The 16,480-nt window shown below is 69.8% G+C and carries 14 protein-coding genes; 3 read left to right on the top strand and 11 right to left on the bottom strand.

Annotation, left to right across the window (positions count from 1 at the left end; translation table 11 throughout):
• Window positions 1–120: 120 nt before the first annotated feature.
• The 6 genes from ACSGDB_RS08940 to ACSGDB_RS08915 all read right to left on the bottom strand — a co-directional run bounded on the left by ACSGDB_RS08940 (window position 121) and on the right by ACSGDB_RS08915 (window position 6,167).
• Window positions 121–912, bottom strand: coding sequence for a GntR family transcriptional regulator (locus ACSGDB_RS08940; RefSeq protein ID WP_434994292.1), 792 nt, complete (start codon window positions 910–912; stop codon window positions 121–123).
• A gap of 134 nt (window positions 913–1,046) precedes the next feature.
• The gene (locus ACSGDB_RS08935) at window positions 1,047–1,448 is read right to left on the bottom strand and encodes a cytochrome c oxidase subunit 4 (protein WP_434994239.1); all 402 of its coding nucleotides are present in this window, start codon (window positions 1,446–1,448) and stop codon (window positions 1,047–1,049) included.
• Window positions 1,445–3,172 carry an aa3-type cytochrome oxidase subunit I gene (gene ctaD / locus ACSGDB_RS08930; protein ID WP_434994237.1) on the bottom strand — a complete coding sequence of 576 codons (1,728 nt, stop codon included), beginning with the start codon at window positions 3,170–3,172 and terminating at the stop codon, window positions 1,445–1,447. Before ctaD ends, ACSGDB_RS08935 begins: the two co-directional genes overlap by 4 nt.
• On the bottom strand, window positions 3,172–4,044 hold the full coding sequence (gene ctaC / locus ACSGDB_RS08925; RefSeq protein ID WP_434994236.1) for an aa3-type cytochrome oxidase subunit II: 873 nt from the start codon (window positions 4,042–4,044) through the stop codon (window positions 3,172–3,174). The genes ctaD and ctaC overlap by 1 nt, the downstream gene beginning before the upstream one ends.
• A 170-nt stretch (window positions 4,045–4,214) precedes the next feature.
• Window positions 4,215–4,595: a HesB/IscA family protein gene (locus tag ACSGDB_RS08920; RefSeq protein WP_434994234.1), complete on the bottom strand. Its 381-nt coding sequence runs from the start codon at window positions 4,593–4,595 to the stop codon at window positions 4,215–4,217.
• Between the two features lie 147 nt (window positions 4,596–4,742).
• On the bottom strand, window positions 4,743–6,167 hold the full coding sequence (locus ACSGDB_RS08915) for a dipeptidase (protein WP_434994232.1): 1,425 nt from the start codon (window positions 6,165–6,167) through the stop codon (window positions 4,743–4,745).
• Between the two features lie 102 nt (window positions 6,168–6,269).
• Here ACSGDB_RS08915 and ACSGDB_RS08910 point away from each other — a divergent pair, with 102 nt between their 5' ends.
• Entirely contained in the window at window positions 6,270–6,860 is a 591-nt protein-coding gene (locus ACSGDB_RS08910) for a DUF3043 domain-containing protein (protein WP_434994231.1), read from the top strand.
• An 82-nt stretch (window positions 6,861–6,942) separates the two neighbouring features.
• On the opposite strand, the gene ACSGDB_RS08905 is transcribed toward ACSGDB_RS08910, so the two are convergent.
• On the bottom strand, window positions 6,943–8,025 hold the full coding sequence (locus tag ACSGDB_RS08905) for a quinone-dependent dihydroorotate dehydrogenase (RefSeq protein ID WP_434994230.1): 1,083 nt from the start codon (window positions 8,023–8,025) through the stop codon (window positions 6,943–6,945).
• 89 nt (window positions 8,026–8,114) lie between these two features.
• Here ACSGDB_RS08905 and ACSGDB_RS08900 point away from each other — a divergent pair, with 89 nt between their 5' ends.
• Window positions 8,115–9,170: an alpha/beta hydrolase gene (locus ACSGDB_RS08900; RefSeq protein ID WP_434994229.1), complete on the top strand. Its 1,056-nt coding sequence runs from the start codon at window positions 8,115–8,117 to the stop codon at window positions 9,168–9,170.
• A 5-nt stretch (window positions 9,171–9,175) separates the two neighbouring features.
• Here ACSGDB_RS08900 and ACSGDB_RS08895 read toward each other — a convergent pair whose 3' ends face one another.
• The 3 genes from ACSGDB_RS08895 to leuA form a co-directional block, all read right to left on the bottom strand.
• Entirely contained in the window at window positions 9,176–9,976 is an 801-nt protein-coding gene (locus ACSGDB_RS08895; RefSeq protein WP_434994228.1) for an isoprenyl transferase, read from the bottom strand.
• A complete protein-coding gene (gene recO, locus ACSGDB_RS08890; protein ID WP_434994227.1) occupies window positions 9,973–10,719 on the bottom strand; it encodes a DNA repair protein RecO in 747 nt (248 codons plus the stop codon). Before recO ends, ACSGDB_RS08895 begins: the two co-directional genes overlap by 4 nt.
• A 74-nt stretch (window positions 10,720–10,793) precedes the next feature.
• Window positions 10,794–12,536, bottom strand: coding sequence for a 2-isopropylmalate synthase (leuA, locus tag ACSGDB_RS08885; protein ID WP_434994226.1), 1,743 nt, complete (start codon window positions 12,534–12,536; stop codon window positions 10,794–10,796).
• A gap of 230 nt (window positions 12,537–12,766) precedes the next feature.
• Between leuA and ACSGDB_RS08880 the strand changes: the two genes are divergently transcribed.
• Window positions 12,767–14,725, top strand: a complete 1,959-nt coding sequence (locus ACSGDB_RS08880; RefSeq protein WP_434994224.1) for a M13 family metallopeptidase — start codon at window positions 12,767–12,769, stop codon at window positions 14,723–14,725.
• Window positions 14,726–14,794: 69 nt separating this feature from the next.
• Here the strand turns inward: ACSGDB_RS08880 and ACSGDB_RS08875 are convergent, their stop codons facing one another.
• A complete protein-coding gene (locus ACSGDB_RS08875) occupies window positions 14,795–16,360 on the bottom strand; it encodes an LCP family protein (protein WP_434994223.1) in 1,566 nt (521 codons plus the stop codon).
• Between the last annotated feature and the right edge of the window lie 120 nt (window positions 16,361–16,480).

Below are 16,480 nucleotides of genomic sequence, written 5' to 3'. Positions count from 1 at the left end.
TCGCCGGCTGTCCGTGGCCTCCTACCCGGGTCGCGGACGCCGCCCCACCGGCTGCTCCGGGGAGCTCCCCCGAGGGTGGTGCCAGAAATGGTGGGCAGGCGTCCAGGGGAGCTCCCGGGGTCAGCGGACGCGCTTGGCGCTGTAGGCCCGCGGCGTGCGCACGCCGGGCCGCTGGAGGGGCACCCAGAGCTTGTACCGGTCGGCCCGATAGTAGGAGACGGAGTAGTCGACCATGGTGCGGGCCACGTAGGCGTGCCGCTGGATCTTCAGCAGGGGCGCATTCATCTCCACGTTGAGCAGTCGCGCGATCGACGGCGACGCGGCGGTCGCCTCGATGGTGTCCTCCCCCCACTCCATGACCAGGCCGTACTTCTCGCTCAGGACGTTGTACAGCGACGTCGGAGGAGGATCGTCGAGGATTCCGGGCACGCGGTGGGACGGGATGAAGTTCTCGTCGACGCTCATCGGCTCGCGGTCGGCCAGGAGCTGACGGCGGAAGCGCACCACCGGCTGGCCGATCTCGATCTGGAGCTCCCGTGCGACGAGGGGTGACGCCCCCTGCTGCTCGAAGCTGAGGACGCGTGCGTCGGGGACCATCCCCCGGCGGATCATCTCCTCGGTGTAGGACGTCATTTTCATGTGGAGATCCATCTTGCTGCGCGCGACGAACGTCCCCAGCCCCACGACACGCTCCAGGACCTCTTCCGCGACGAGGGCGTCGATCGCCTGGCGGACCGTCATCCGCGCCACCCCGTAGTAGCTGCCCAGCGCCCGCTCGGAGGGGATGCCGGCGCCGGGCTCACCGTGCTGGCGGAGATAGCGTCGCAGGCTCTCACGCAGCTGGACGTGCTTCGGGGTCGCCGACGCGTCGTCGATCGGCTCGGCGTCGAAACGTCGCGGCACCACGGTCATGGCTTCCATCTCCTGTGATCGGGGCATCGGTCGCTACGACTGTACGACGCCGGCCGGTGAAAGGACGCCGAACAAGCGAAAGGGAGCCCGCTCGAGGCGGACTCCCTTCCAGGTGACAGACGTTCGGGTTCGGGTCAGTGCGCGTGGTACCCGCGGCTGTACTCGTAGACCCAGCCGACGAGGGCGATCGTCGCGAGCCCCAGACCGATGTAGGTGATCCAGAAGCCGACCGCCAGCCCTGCGAAGCAGGTCGCGGCCGACAGGCCGAGAACCAGCGGCCACCAGCTCCAGGGGCTGAAGTGCCCCTGCTCGCCGGACCCCTCGTGGATCTCCGCGTCGAGACGGTCCTCCGGGCGATTGCCGACGCGCTTGCCGGTGAAGCCGAGGTAGAAGCCGATCATCCCCGAGAGGCCGGCGGTCAGGTAGAGCGCCAGGAAGCCCACGGGCTCCATCCATTCCACCAGGACACCGTAGACCGTACCGACGAGCAGGAAGAACGGCGTCAGGTAGGTGAAGAGCTTGGTCTCGATCCTCATGCGTTGGCGTCCTTTCGGTCAGCGGCACCCATGAAGCTGGCAGCACTTTCATCGGGGGTGTGCGTCTGCTGCAGTTCCGGATGGTGCAGGTCGAGCGCGGGGCGCTCGGACCGGATACGCGGCAGCGAGGTGAAGTTGTGCCGCGGCGGCGGGCAGGACGTCGCCCACTCCAGCGAAGCACCGAAGCCCCACGGATCGTCGACCTCCACCTTCTTGCCGGTACGCCAGGTGACGTACACGTTCCAGAAGAACGGGATCAGCGACGCGCCGAGCACGAACGACCCGATGGTGGAGAACTGGTTCATGGCCGTGAAGCCGTCCTCCGGGAGGTAGTCCGCGTAGCGGCGGGGCATGCCCTCGACGCCGAGCCAGTGCTGGATGAGGAACGTGGCGTGGAAGCCGAGGAACAGCATCCAGAAGTGGATCTTGCCGAGGCGCTCGTTGAGCATCTTGCCCGTGAACTTCGGCCACCAGAAGTAGAAGCCGGCGAACATCGCGAAGACGACGGTACCGAAGACCACGTAGTGGAAGTGCGCCACCACGAAGTAGGTGTCGGAGACGTGGAAGTCCAGCGGCGGTGAGGCCAGGATGATGCCCGTCAGCCCGCCGAAGAGGAACGTCACGAGGAAGCCGAGGCTCCACAGCATCGGGGTCTCGAAGGTGATCGAACCGCGCCACATGGTGCCGATCCAGTTGAAGAACTTCACGCCGGTGGGGACCGCGATGAGCATGGTCATGAACGCGAAGAACGGCAGCAGCACGGCGCCGGTGACGTACATGTGGTGGGCCCATACGGTCACGGAGAGCGCAGCGATCGCGATCGTCGCGTAGACGATGCCCTTGTAGCCGAAGATCGGCTTGCGGCTGAACACCGGGAAGATCTCGGAGACGATGCCGAAGAACGGCAGGGCGATGATGTACACCTCGGGGTGTCCGAAGAACCAGAAGAGGTGCTGCCAGAGGATGGCTCCGCCGGCCTCGGGATCGAAGATGTGCGCCCCGAACCGGCGGTCGGCGCCGAGCGCGAACAGCGCGGCGGCCAGCGGCGGGAACGCCATCAGGACCAGGATCGCCGTGATCAGCGTGTTCCAGGTGAAGATGGGCATGCGCCACATGGTCATGCCCGGAGCGCGCATGCAGATGATGGTGGTGATGAAGTTGACGGCGCCGAGGATGGTGCCGAAGCCCGAGAGCGCGAGACCGAAGACCCAGAGGTCACCGCCCACGCCCGGCGAGAACGTCGTGCTGGACAGCGGGGCGTATGCGAACCAGCCGAACGACGCGGCGCCCTGCGGGGTGATGAAGCCGGAGACGGCGATCGTGCTGCCGAAGAGGAAGAACCAGAAGGCCAGCGCGTTGAGGCGCGGGAAGGCGACATCGGGGGCGCCGATCTGCAGCGGCATGATGACGTTCGCGAAGCCCGCGAAGAGAGGTGTCGCGAACATCAGGAGCATCACGGTGCCGTGCATCGTGAACAGCTGGTTGTACTGCTCCTTCGTCTGCAGGATCTGCATGCCGGGTTCGAACAGCTCCGCCCGGATGATGAGGGCCATCACGCCGGCGAAGCAGAAGAACACGAAGGAGGAGATCAGGTACATGTACCCGATGGTCTTGTGGTCCGTCGAGGTGATCCAGTTGACGACGATGCGCCCCTTGGACCTCGGAACAACACGCGGAGCCGCGACGGTGCCGGCTTCCTCGAGGGTGTATTCGAAGGTGGACATCAGCTGCTGCTCCTGGCTGGGTCGGTGTCGGGATCGTCCCCGGGGTAGGAATCGCGGTCGTACTCGTCTCCGAGCTGGCCGTCCTCGAGTTGCGCCATCTGCGCGTCGAACTCCTCCTGCGAGACGACCTCCACGTTGAAGAGCATCTCCGAGTGGTACTGGCCGCACAGCTCGGCGCACTTGCCGGCGAACACCCCCTCCTTCGTCGGAGTGAGGTTGATGTAGTTGGTGCGGCCGGGGTACAGGTCGCGCTTCATCAGGAACCCGGGGACGAAGAACGAGTGCTGCACGTCGCGGGCGTTGAGCTGCAGCTCGACGGACTGGTTGACCGGGAGGTACAGCGTCGGCAGGTTCTCGGGCACGCCCTCCTCGCCGTTCAGGTTCCCCTGGACGCCCGTGGAGTACTTGTCTTCCTTGACGTAGTTGAAGTCCCACGACCACTGCTTGCCGCGGACGTCCACGATCACGTCGGGATCCTCGACGCGGGCGTCGATCTTCGCGATGTCGCGCTCCGTGAAGTAGAAGAACACGAGGACCATGAACAGCGGGATGGTCAAGTAGAAGATCTCGAGCGGCAGGTTGTAGCTGATCTGCCGCGGGTAGCCGGTGTCGTTCCTGCGGCGACGGTACGCGACCATGCACCAGATGATCAGGCCCCACGTGATCAGGCCGACGATCATGGCCGCGATCCACGAGTTGACCCACAGGTCCGTGATTGCTGCGGTGTGGTTGGTGTTGTCCCGATCTGCCGGCAGCCAGCCTCTTTGGGCTTCTGCCGAACAGCCGGTCAGTAGGAGGGCGCCGGCCAGCGAGATGCTGGAGATCTTCGTGATCCTGACGCGCTTGCTACCGGTTCGGTCCTGCGAACTCACAGACGGACCTTCCTTTTCTACGTGCGATGCCACCCGCCCGTGAAGTGGCCCGGGGTGCACATCCAGTTTTACTACTCACTGTAGAGCTTACCCGGAAGACCCGCGATCCTGTGACACGCAAAAGGCCCGGAACACACCTTGTCGGTGACGTTCCGGGCCTTGCCGTCGTGCTAGTGGAAGGAGTCCCCGCAGGCGCAGGATCCGCCCGCGTTGGGGTTGTCGATCGTGAACCCCTGCTTGGAGATGGTGTCCTCGAAATCGATGGAGGCCCCCGAAAGGTAGGGGACGCTCATCTTGTCCACGATGACCTCGACGCCGTCGAAGTCGCGGACGGCGTCGCCGTCCAGGACGCGCTCGTCGAAGTACAGCTGGTAGATGAGGCCGGAGCAGCCGCCGGGCTGGACAGCGACCCGCAGACGGAGGTCGGTCCGGCCTTCCTGCTCCAGGAGGCTGCGCACCTTCCCCGCCGCGACGTCGGACAGTGTGACCTCGTGCGCGGCCAGTTCCACGGATTCCTGGGCGGATCCGGTCTCGGTGGTCGATGTGCTCATGGTGTATCTCCTCGCTCGGACCCCACCGTGGTGTGCCCGCTCTCAGTGCCGTCCGCGGTATGGCGCACGCACGGGTTTCCTTCATGGTACGCCGGGCCTGCACCAGTGATAACGGATGGTGGGGCGGAAACATTTCCGCCCCACCGTTCAGTCGCGGCGCAGACCGCCGTCGTTGATGCGGGCCAGCAGGAGAGCCTCGGCGAGGACCGCCTTCCGGAACTCGTCGAGGTGCAGTGACTCGTTCGCGCTGTGGGCCCTGGAGTCCGGGTCCTCCACCCCGGTGATGAGGATCTGCGCGTCCGGGAAGAGCTCGGTGAGGTCGGCGATGAACGGGATCGAGCCGCCCATGCCCGCCTCCACGGGCTCGACGCCCCAGGCCTCCTCGAGCGCCGACAGGGCGAGCCGGGACGCGGGTTCCGCGGTGTCGGTGAGGAACGGGCTCCCCGTCTCCCCCGGCGTGAACGTCACCCGGGCGCCGAACGGTGCGTGGGCGTCGACGTGGGCCCGGACCGCGTCCATCGCCGCGCGGGGGTCCTGCCCCGGCGCCAGCCGCAGGCTGAACTTGGCGCGGGCCCGCGGAAGGAGCGTGTTGGAGGACAGCGCGACGGACGGGATGTCCATGCCGATGATGGACAGTGCGGGCTTGTGCCACAGGCGCGAGGCGATGGAGCCGGTGCCGGCGAGGCGGACGCCGTCGAGCACCGAGGCATCCGCACGGAAGTCGTCCTCCTCGTACTCGACGCTCGCGTGGTCCCCGCCGTGCAGGCCCGCGATGGCGACGTCGCCCGCGTCGTCGTGCAGGGTCGCGATCAGCCGGGCCAGGAGCGTCGGGGCGTCCAGCACCGGGCCGCCGAACATGCCCGAGTGCACCGCGTGGTCGAGGACCTGCACTTCGATGGTGCCGTCCACGAGTCCTCGCAGGCTGGTGGTCAGCGCAGGGACGCCCACCTTCCAGTTGCTGGAGTCGGCGACGACGATGACGTCGGCCCGGAGGTCGTCCCGGTAGGTCTCGAGGAACGAGCGGAACGTCGGCGAGCCGGCTTCCTCCTCGCCCTCGATGAACAGGGTTACACCGACGCCGAGACCGTCACCGAGCACCTCGGTGAGCGCCCTGAACGCGCCGACGTGCGCCATGATGCCCGCCTTGTCGTCGGCGGCCCCGCGGCCGTACAGGCGGCCGTCGCGCTCCGTCGCGACGAACGGCTCCGACTCCCAGAGCGCGGGGTCCCCCGGCGGCTGCACGTCGTGGTGGGCGTAGAGGAGGACCGTCGGCTGCCCGTCGGCCGCCGCGCGTCGGGCCACGACCGCGGGGCCTCCCGGCGTGCCGTCGTTGTCGACGCGCAGGATACGGACGTCGTCGATCCCCGCACCACGGATCAGGTCGGCGACCGCCTCGGCGCTGCGGTCGAGCTCCCGGGCGTCGAACGCCTCCCAGGCGATGCCCTGGATGGCCACGAGGTTCGAGAGCTCCTCGACGATGCGGGGGAACGACGCATCGACACTGGTCCGGAGGCGGTCGCCGACGGACGTCGGATCGAGCGGGTGGTCTGGCGAAGGGGTCACGGAAGTCATGCCAGCACCCTACACACGCAGCACGGGCGGAGGCCGGAGGCCGGTCAGGAACCGGAGGGTCCGCCGGGCGACCGCCCGGTGCGGACCCGGTATCCTGAGAGGGTGTTCGGACGAAACAAAGAAGCCCCCTCTGCCCAGGAAGCCGTCGACAGCGCTTCACGTACCCCCGAGGCGCCCCGCGCGCCGGGCAAGGGTGCGCCCACGCCCAAGCGCAGCGTGCAGGAGGCCGCCCGCAAGCGGCCCCTCGTGCCCAACGACCGCAAGGCGGCGCGCGAGCAGAGCCGCACCACGGTCCGGGACGAGCGCGCGAAGATGCGGCGGGCGCTCGACACCGATGACGAGCGCTACCTCCCCCTGCGGGACAAGGGCCCGAACCGCCGGTACGTCCGCCAGTTCGTCGACGCCCGGGTGAACGTCGGCGAGTTCCTCATGATCGCGGCCCTCGTGTTCGTGATCCTCAGCTTCTTCCAGTCGCTCGCCGTGCAGAGCGCCGTGCTGATGGCGTTCTGGGTCCTGATTGTCGCGGTGATCCTGGACTGCGTCCTCCTGCGCCGCAAGCTGAGGAAGAAGCTGACCGAGAAGTTCGGCTCCCCCAACCAGGGCGACCTCTGGTACGGGGTCACGCGGGCACTGCAGCTGCGACGTCTCCGCCTGCCCAAGCCGCAGGTCCGCCGGGGCGAGTACCCCGCCTGACCAGGCCTCTGCGCCGAGCAGGTGCGGCACCACGTAGAAGAGCCGGGCCCGTCGGGCCCGGCTCTTCTACGTCCACCGGTGCTCAGGCCGCCCGGGTGCGCCGGGCCCGCACGAGTCCGCGGTTGATGCGGTGGGCCCAGAAGGGCCCCTCGTAGAGGAAGGCCGTGTAGCCCTGGACGAGGGTGGCGCCGGCGTCGAGCCGTTCGAGGACGTCCTCGGCGGTCTCGACGCCACCGACGGAGACGATGGCCAGCCGGTCGCCGACGGTCGCCCGCAGCCGCTCGAGGACCTCCAGTGCGCGGGCCTTCAGTGGGGCGCCGCTCAGTCCACCGACGCCCTTCGCGATGACCTCTGCGGGGTCGGTGACCAGGTTCTCGCGCGTGATGGTCGTGTTGGTGGCGACGATGCCGTCCAGACCGAGATCGAGGGCGAGCGCGCCGACGTCGTCGAGGTCCTGGTCGGTCAGGTCCGGTGCGATCTTCACCAGCAGCGGGACGCGCCGGCCGGCCGCCGCGTCCGCCGTGCGGCGGACGGCCTCGAGGAGCGGGCGCAGGGATTCGACACCCTGGAGCAGCCGGAGGCCCGGGGTGTTCGGCGAGGACACGTTGACCACGAGGTAGTCCGCCGTGTCCGCCAGCTGCTCGGCACTGACGAGGTAGTCGGCGACGGCGTCGACGAGGTCCACCTTCTTCGTCTTGCCGATGTTGACGCCGATCACGGGGCGCGGCCTCGCCCCGTAGCGCCGCTCCAGCCGGCGGCGCGCCGACCGCAGGCGGGGGGCGACGGCGGCGGCGCCGTCGTTGTTGAAGCCCATCCGGTTGATCACGGCCCGGTCCTCGACGAGCCGGAACAGGCGCGGCGCGGGATTGCCGGGCTGCGCCTGGCCGGTGACGGTCCCGATCTCCACGTGGCCGAAGCCCAGTGCGGTGAGCGCGGGCACGCCCTTGCCGCCCTTGTCGAAGCCGGCGGCGAGGCCGAACGGCGAGGGGAACTCCACGCCGAAGGCGGTGGTGGCGAGGCTCGGGTCCGGACCGCAGACACGGCGCAGCACCCAGCCCGCTGGCGTGAGGTCGACCGCTCGGATCAGCGCGAAGCCGATCCTGTGGGCCCTTTCGGCGTCCATCCCGGAGAAGACGATCCGGAAGAAGGTCGGGTAGAAGCGCATGCCACCAGCGTTCCACGGTCCCGTGGCGGGCGCCAATCCGCCAGGACGATTCGTGGGCGTCGCGCGGGGTGCACCGGTAGGGTCGGGGCATGGACGAGCGCTGGTCGGAGGACATCCTGGGGCACCCCTTCCACGCCCTGACCCTCCCGCTCGAGCCCGACGACGAGGGCCCGCGGGTGGCCACGCTCGTCGCGTACGAACCGGACGCGCCCACCGGCACGGAGGAGCCCGGCCCCACCCGGGCGGTGCTCTACGTCCACGGCTTCAGCGACTACTTCTTCCACACCGAGCTCGCCAAGGCGCTCTCGGCGCAGGGCTGGGCGTTCTTCGCGCTGGACCTGCACAAGTACGGACGCAGCCTGCTGCCCGGCCAGACGCCCGGCTTCGCGCTGTCCCTCGAGGAGTACGACGCCGACCTCGAGGCCGCACTGGCCGCTCTGCGGACGCGCCTGGCGGCACGGGCCGGTACGGGGGTCGACGCGGCAGCGGACCCGGAGGTCGTCCTGATGGCGCACTCGACGGGAGGGCTCACCGCGACGCTGTGGGCGGCGCGCAATCCGGGGCGGATCGCGGCCCTCGTCCTCAACAGTCCGTGGCTCGACACGCAGGGCAGTGCGCTGCTGCGCAGCGCCGCGCAGGGCATCCTCGACCCCCTCTCACGCCGCCGGCCGAAGGCGCGGCTGCGGATCCCGGCACTGGGGTTCTATTTCAGGAGCATCAGCGACACGCTCGACGGCGAATGGCCCATCGACGCGGCCTGGCGACCCGAGAAGGGCTTCCCCGTCCGGGCGGGGTGGCTCGCGGCGGTCCTGGCGGGCCACGCCGCCCTGGCCCGCGGCGTGACGGTCGACGTGCCGGTCCTCGTCCTGTGCTCCACGGCATCGATGATCAGCGCCACCTGGAACGAGGCGATGCTGGAGTCCGACATCATCCTCGACGTGGTGCCGATGGTGCGCCGCGCCGCGGAGCTCGGGCACCACGTCACCATCCGGCGCCTGCCCGGGGCGCTGCACGACGTCTTCCTGTCACGCCCCGAGGTCCGCGGCGCCGCGATCCTGGCGGCCACGCGGTGGATGGACGTGCAGGTCCCCGCAGGGTCCCTGGCGCCGGTCCCCGGTCCGCCCGGTCGGTCGCTCCCCCGCTGAGGCCCCTAGGAGGACACCCGGTCCGCCGCCTGGTCCACCGCTCCCCCGTACCGGCGGTCGCGGGAGGCGTACTCCTCGACGGCGCGCCACAGGGTGCGGCGGTCGACGTCGGGCCACAGGGTGTCCATGAAGACCATCTCCGCGTAGGCGGACTGCCAGAGCATGAAGTTGGACAGCCGCTGCTCGCCGGAGGTGCGCAGGAACAGGTCGACGTCGGGCAGGTCCGGCTCGTCGAGGTACCGCTGCACGGTCTTCTCGCTGACCGAGGACGCCTTCAGCGTGCCGGCCGCGACGTCCTCGGCGATGGCCCGCGCGGCGTCGGCGATCTCGGCGCGGCCGCCGTAGTTGACGCACATGGTCAGGGTGCAGGTCGTATTGCCCGCGGTGTGCCGCTCGGCGTCCTCCAGCTCCCGGATGACCGACTGCCACAGCTTCGGCCGGCGCCCCGACCAGCGGATCCGCACCCCCCACGCGTCGAGCTGGTCCCGCTGGCGCCTCAGCACCTCCTTGTTGAACCCCATCAGGAACCGCACCTCCTCGGGGGACCGCTTCCAGTTCTCCGTGCTGAAGGCGTACACGGAGACGTGGCGCACGCCGATCTCGATCGCTCCCGCCATGACGTCGAGCAGTGCGGCTTCTCCCGCCTTGTGCCCTTCGGTGCGGGGCAGGCCGCGCTCGTTCGCCCAGCGGCCGTTGCCGTCCATGACGATCGCCACGTGTGCGGGGACGAACTGGCGCGGGATGGACGGGGCCCGCTCGCCGCTCGGGTGGGGCCACGGCGCCACGGGACGGGCGGGGTTCTTCATACACGCTCCACATGTTTGAGGGAGGCGACCCCGCGTTCGAGGTGCCATTGCAGGTAGGCGGCGACGAGGCCGGCGGCCTCGCGCCGTGCGCCCGGCTCCGAGGCGTCCGCGATCGTCCAGTCGCCGGTGAGCAGCGCCGCGAGCAGCTCCATGGTCGCGGACGACGGCGACGCCGAGCCGGGCGGCCGGCAGGCCGGGCAGACCGCGCCGCCGAGCGGCGCGGAGAAGGCGGAGTGGGGGCCGGGCGCGCCGCAGCGGGCGCAGTCCGTGAAGCTCGGGGCCCATCCCGCCGTCGCCAGAGCGCGCAGCAGATAGGAGTCGAGGATGAGTTCCGAGGGGTGCAGGGCGCGGCTGAGCGCGGAGAACGCCCCCGCGACGAGGGCGTACTGCGCTCCCCCGGCCTCGCCGAGGTCCGTGAGGCGTTCGGCGGTCTCGGCGATGGCGGTCGCCGCGGTGTACCGCCCGTAGTCGGACGCGATGCCGTGGCCGTAGGCGCCCTTGGTCTGCGCCTGCGTGACGACGTCGAGGTTCCGCCCGTGCGCGAGCAGGAGATCCACGGACATGAACGGTTCCAGACGGGACCCGAACTTGCTGCTGGTGCGGCGGACACCCTTGGCGACGGCACGGACCTGCCCGTGCTCCCGCGTCAGGAGGACGACGATGCGGTCCGCCTCGCCGAGTTTGTAGGTGCGCAGCACGACACCTTCGGTGCGGTAGGTACGTGATGCTGACGAGGAGGGCACCCGATCATTGTCCCACCTGCCGCCCCCGCCGGTCCGCTCGACGCGGGACGGCGGGGGCGATCATCCGCCTCCGGTCAGGTGGCGTCGCGGACGGCGCGGTTGACCGCCGAGACGACGGCCTTCAGGGCGGCCATGGTGGTGTTGGCGTCGATGCCGACGCCCCACAGCACCCGCTCGCCGACGGCGCACTCCACGTAGGCCGCCGCACGCGCGTTGCCGCCGGAGGAGAGGGCGTGCTCGGTGTAGTCCAGGACGCGGACGTCCACTCCGTCCTGGCGGAGGATGGCGAGCAGTGCGTCGATCGGTCCGTTGCCGCCGGACGACTTCCGCTGCTGCACCCCGTCGACCAGGAGCGTCGCGACCAGCTTGAACGAGCCGTCCTCGGCCGTGTCCGTGTTGACCGAGGTGAGCTCGTAGTGCCCCCAGGCCTCCGAGCCGCCCTCCGCGCGCGTGGGCAGGTACTCGTCCTGGAACACCGACCACAGCTGCTCGCCGCTGACCTCGCCGCCCTGGGTCTCCGTGCGGCGCTGGACGACGCCGGAGAACTCGATCTGCGCCCGGCGCGGCAGGTCGAGGCTGTGCTCGTGCTTGAGCAGGTACGCCACGCCGCCCTTGCCGGACTGCGAGTTCACGCGGATGACGGCCTCGTAGGAGCGCCCGATGTCCTTCGGGTCGATCGGCAGGTACGGGACGGCCCACGGGAGGTCGTCGACGCCGACGCCGGCGGCCGCGGCGTCGCGCTCCATGCTCTCGAAGCCCTTCTTGATGGCGTCCTGGTGGGAGCCGGAGAAGGCGGTGAAGACGAGGTCCCCGCCGTAGGGGGAACGCTCCGGCACGCTGAGCTGGTTGCAGTACTCGGCGGTGCGGCGGATGGAGTCCATGTCGGAGAAGTCGATCTCGGGGTCGATGCCCTGGCTGAAGAGATTCATGCCGAGCGTCACCAGGTCCACGTTGCCGGTCCGCTCGCCGTTGCCGAAGAGGCAGCCCTCGATGCGGTCGGCGCCGGCGAGGTAGCCGAGCTCCGCGGCAGCCACCCCGGTCCCCCGGTCGTTGTGGGGATGCAGCGACAGGATGATGCTGTCCCGGTCCGTGAGGTTGCGGCCCATCCACTCGATGGAGTCGGCGTACACGTTCGGCGTCGCCATCTCGACGGTGGCCGGCAGGTTCAGGATCATCTGCCGGTCGGCGGAGGCCTCGAACACGGCCGACACCTCGTTGCTGATGCGGGCGGCGAACTCGAGTTCCGTCCCCGTGAAGGATTCCGGCGAGTACTCGTAGGTGATCGCCGTGCTGCCCATGTTCTCCTCGAACTTGCGGCACAGCCGGGCCCCCTGGAGGGCGAGGTCGATGATGCCGTCCTGGTCCTGGCCGAACACCACACGCCGCTGCAGCACGGACGTGGAGTTGTAGAGGTGCACGATGGCCCGGTCCGCGCCCTCGAGGGACGCGTAGGTCCGCTCGATCAGGTGCTCGCGGGACTGCGTCAGGACCTGGATGGTGACGTCGTCGGGGATGCGGTCGCCCTCGACGAGCTGACGGACGAAGTCGAAGTCGGTCTGCGACGCCGACGGGAAGCCGACCTCGATCTCCTTGAAGCCCATGCCGACGAGCAGGTCGAACATCTTGTGCTTGCGCTCCGGGTTCATCGGATCGATCAGGGCCTGGTTCCCGTCGCGGAGGTCGACGGCGCACCAGCGCGGCGCCTTCGTGATCAGGCGGTCCGGCCAGGTGCGGTCGGGGAGTTCGACGGTGATCTGGTCCTGGAAGGGACGGTACTTGCCGAACGGCATACCGGAGGTCTTCTGTGCGTTTCGCATGGGGGGATCGGCCTTGTCTATGGGAACTGAGTGTGCCGGCGGCCGGGCGACGCGAACACCGCGGCGAGGGATGGCCAATGGCTCGAAGTCCTAAATGGCCTCGCCGCGGCACCGAAGGAGAGTTCTCTGTGCACGCACATTTCCACGATAGCACGGCACATAGGATGGCTTCCGGGGCCGCTCGGACGAGCGCCGACCCCGGACGCACCACGAGGAACCAGGAAGCGACTATGACGATCAGCACCTTCGATCCGACCACTCTCGACACGACCATCCGCCCCCAGGACGATCTCTTCCGGCACGCGAACGGCGTCTGGCTGAAGGACACGGCCATCCCCGACGACCGGCCGCTCACCGGCTCGTTCACCGCCCTGCGCGACGCCTCGGAGCTCGCCGTGCGGACCATCATCGAGGAGGCGGCCGTGCAGGCGGCCGCCGCGTCGACCGACGGGCTCGACGCGAAGATCGGCACCCTCTACGCGGACTTCATGGACACGGGCCGCATCGAGGCCGAAGGGGCCGCCCCGATCGGGCCCCTGCTCGGACGCATCAGGGCGGTGGGCACGGTCGAGGACCTCGTCGACCTCAGCGCGGGCCTCACCCGCTCGGGGGTCCAGGGCTTCGTGGCACCGTATGTGAGCAACGACGCCGGCAACCCCGAGCGCTACCTGCTGCACCTCTCCCAGTCGGGCCTCGGGCTGCCCGACGAGTCCTACTACCGGGAGGACGGCTTCGCCGAGACGCGCGAACGGTACGCGGAGCTCCTCACACGGCTCTTCGAACTCGCCGGAGCGGCCGATCCCGCCGGGGCGGCGGCCCGGGTCCTCGGCCTCGAGACGCGCCTCGCCGCGTCGTCGATGGGGTCGGTGGAGCGCAGGGACCCGCAGAAGACCTACAACCTGGTGCAGCACGACGCCGTCGCCGGGTTGTCGGACCACCTCCTCCCGTGGCTGCGCGTGGTCGCCGACGCCCCGGAGCAGACCGCGGAACTCGTGGTCAACCAGCCGGACTTCGTCCGCGGGCTCGATGCCGCGCTGCGGACCGAGGACCTCGGCACCTGGCGGGAGTGGCTCGAGAGCCGCGTCCTGCTGCACGCGGCCGACTACCTCGACGAGCGGTTCGTCGACGCGGCGTTCGCGTTCTACGGCACGCACCTCGCCGGCACTCCCCGGATCAAGGACCGCTGGAAGCGGGGCGTGGCCCTGGTCGAGGGGGCGCTCGGCGAGGCGATCGGGCAGCGGTACGTCGAGCGGCATTTCCCGGCCACGCACAAGGCCGCAATGCTCGACCTGGTGGGCAACCTCATCGCCGCCTATGAGGCGAGCATCGCGTCCCTGGCGTGGATGACGGACGAGACGCGGGACCGCGCCCTCGAGAAGCTCTCGCAGTTCACCACGAAGATCGGCTACCCGGAGACATGGATCGACTACGGTCCCCTGGAGGTGCAGGCGTCCGATGTCTACGGCAACGTGCTCCGCGCCGCCGAGTTCGAGCACCGCCGGCAGCTGGACAAGCTGGGCGGACCGATCGATCGCGGGACCTGGCTCATGACACCGCAGACCGTCAACGCCTACTACATGCCCACCATGAACGAGATCGTCTTCCCCGCGGCCATCCTGCAGCCGCCGTTCTTCGACATCGCCGCCGACGACGCCGTCAACTACGGCGCGATCGGAGCGGTCATCGGCCACGAGATCGGGCACGGCTTCGACGACAAGGGGTCCCAGTTCGACGGCACCGGGCGCCTGCGCAACTGGTGGAGCGAGGCGGACAGGACGGCGTTCGACGCCCTGACGGGGCGCCTCGTGGCCCAGTACGCGGCGCTGGAACCGTCCGAGGTGGCCGGCCAGACCGTCAACGGCGAACTCACCCTCGGCGAGAACATCGGCGACCTCGGCGGCCTCGGCATCAGCTACCGCGCCTACCTGCTGAGCCTCGGTGAAGCGGAGGCACCGGTGATCGACGGGCTGACCGGGACCCAGCGCTTCTTCCTCTCCTGGGCCACGTGCTGGCAGCAGAAGATCCGTCCGGAGGAGGCGAAGCGGCGTCTGACCGTGGACCCGCACTCCCCCAACGAGTTCCGCTGCAACCAGGTGGTCCGCAACCTGGACGAGTTCCACGCGGCCTTCGACCTCCGCGCGGAGGATCGGCTGTGGCTGGAGCCCGAGGACCGCGTCCGGATCTGGTAGACCCGTCCGTCCGCGACGGCCGGCCGGCGTCCCCCTCCGGGGCGGGGCCGGTCGCCGTCGCGGGTGGGCCTACAGGCCCGACGCCGACTGGCAGGTCACCTCGTCGGCCGTCTGGCCCTCCAGGGCGCTGCCCAGCGGCGGCACGACCACTTCGGAGCCCGTGGCGAGGTCCGCGCCGACGAGCAGCTGCACCCCGGCGGCCGACTCGTCGAGGGTGACCTGGCTCCGCGGCACACCGAACCGTGCGGCGATCTCCGCCGCGGCGGCGTCGTAGCCCGTGCTGAAGTAGACCTGCGTCTGTTCCGTGGGGACCGACGCGTAGGTCGCGGCCTGCGTGTACCCGGCCGCGACGAGGAGCTCCTGCACCTCGGTCGAGCGTTCCGGGTTCGAGGTGCCGTTGACCACGAGGACCGGCACCGTCCCCGGGTCGACCGCCGAGGCGCCGACGGTCGACCCGGGGACGGTGCCGGGGACCCGGGTGGCGGGAGGCGTCGTCGCCGCCGTGGACGATTCGGGCTTGTCCTCGGTGAGACCGCGGTCCTCGCGCAGCGCGTCGAACAGCGGCGACGCCGCGTCCTCGTCGAGCACGAGGCGGTTGGGGTCCTCCACCCACTGCTCGGTGGGGACGGTCACGAAGGCGATGTTGGCGAGATCGACGTCCCTCAGGCGGTCGGCGATCTTCAGGAGCTCCGAGGGCCTGGACAGGGCTTCGTCCACCGTGAGGTTCCGCGTCACCGTCTCGGCGATGGAGTACAGCCGGGGAAGGTTGGTGAGGGTCCCCTCGGCCTGCACCTTGCGGGCCATGGAGGCCATGAACGACTGCTGCGCCGCGATCCGCCCGGCATCGCCGCCGTCGCCGAAACTGTGGCGCGTACGCAGGAAGGCCAGGGCCTGGTCCCCCTCGACCTCGCTGGTTCCCGCGGGCAGGGACAGGCCCGAGTACTCGTCGTCGACGGCTTCCTCGACACACACCTCGACGCCGCCGAGGGTGGAGGACAGCTCCTTGACCGCGTTGAAGTCGGCCATCATGAAGTGGTCGATCGACAGACCGGTGAGGTTGTTGATCGCCGCGACCGTGCAGCCCGGCCCGCCCTCACCGAGCGCACCGTTGAGCTGGCCCAGGTCCATCGCCTGGGAGACGTCCCCGGTCTCAGGGTCCACGCAGCTGGGCAGGGGGACGAGCAGGTCGCGGGGGAAGGAGACGACGGCGACGTCCTCCCGGTCGGCGGACAGCGTCAGCAGCATCATGACGTCCGAGTTGCCCTCGCCGGCGGAATCGTCCTCGCTGCCGAAGAACTCCCCCGAGTTGCCCGTGCGCGTGTCCGTGCCGAGGATGAGGATCTGGAGGGGGTCGGTGCTGGAGTCGACGGGGAGCGCCGATTCCCCGTTCTCGCCGAGGTTCAGCGGGGAGGTCGCCACGTTCGACTGCAGGCGGAACACCTGCACCGCGACGAAGGCCACCGCGGCCACGAGCACCGACGCCATGACCATGGCCGCGACCGCGAGCCCCCGATGCCGCCCGCCGCGGCCCAGATGCCGCCCCGCCGGGACCGCTCCCCCGGGTGCACCGCCGGGAATGCCCTCAGGGGCGTCGCCGGCGCTCTGCGCGCCGTCACTGGACGGTCGGGGGGTCATGCCCGGGCTCCTTCGGATGGTCGGATCTGAATCGTATCGCCGGCGCGGGTCGCGCACATCGGTGCGCCCGACCACGTCGGCGTGCTGGGGGAAGGCCGGCGGGGATGTCCCTGCGGTCCA

Origin of the sequence: Arthrobacter sp. Ld5 (assembly GCF_051172775.1) — a bacterium.
Taxonomy (GTDB): Bacteria; Actinomycetota; Actinomycetes; order Actinomycetales; family Micrococcaceae; genus Arthrobacter_D.
Note: the sequence above shows the minus strand (reverse complement) of the source record. Positions and strands in the feature narration are given on the sequence as shown.

Coding starts and splice junctions, on each gene's coding strand:
- leuA (WP_434994226.1), bottom strand. CDS start 12,536: ATGCGAAACGCACAGAAGACCTCCGGTATGCCGTTCGGCAAGTACCGT.
- ctaD (WP_434994237.1), bottom strand. CDS start 3,172: ATGTCCACCTTCGAATACACCCTCGAGGAAGCCGGCACCGTCGCGGCT.
- ACSGDB_RS08940 (WP_434994292.1), bottom strand. CDS start 912: ATGACCGTGGTGCCGCGACGTTTCGACGCCGAGCCGATCGACGACGCG.
- ACSGDB_RS08895 (WP_434994228.1), bottom strand. CDS start 9,976: ATGAAGAACCCCGCCCGTCCCGTGGCGCCGTGGCCCCACCCGAGCGGC.
- ACSGDB_RS08875 (WP_434994223.1), bottom strand. CDS start 16,360: ATGACCCCCCGACCGTCCAGTGACGGCGCGCAGAGCGCCGGCGACGCC.
- ACSGDB_RS08880 (WP_434994224.1), top strand. CDS start 12,767: ATGACGATCAGCACCTTCGATCCGACCACTCTCGACACGACCATCCGC.
- ACSGDB_RS08915 (WP_434994232.1), bottom strand. CDS start 6,167: ATGACTTCCGTGACCCCTTCGCCAGACCACCCGCTCGATCCGACGTCC.
- ACSGDB_RS08900 (WP_434994229.1), top strand. CDS start 8,115: ATGGACGAGCGCTGGTCGGAGGACATCCTGGGGCACCCCTTCCACGCC.
- ACSGDB_RS08905 (WP_434994230.1), bottom strand. CDS start 8,025: ATGCGCTTCTACCCGACCTTCTTCCGGATCGTCTTCTCCGGGATGGAC.
- ACSGDB_RS08935 (WP_434994239.1), bottom strand. CDS start 1,448: ATGAGGATCGAGACCAAGCTCTTCACCTACCTGACGCCGTTCTTCCTG.
- ACSGDB_RS08920 (WP_434994234.1), bottom strand. CDS start 4,595: ATGAGCACATCGACCACCGAGACCGGATCCGCCCAGGAATCCGTGGAA.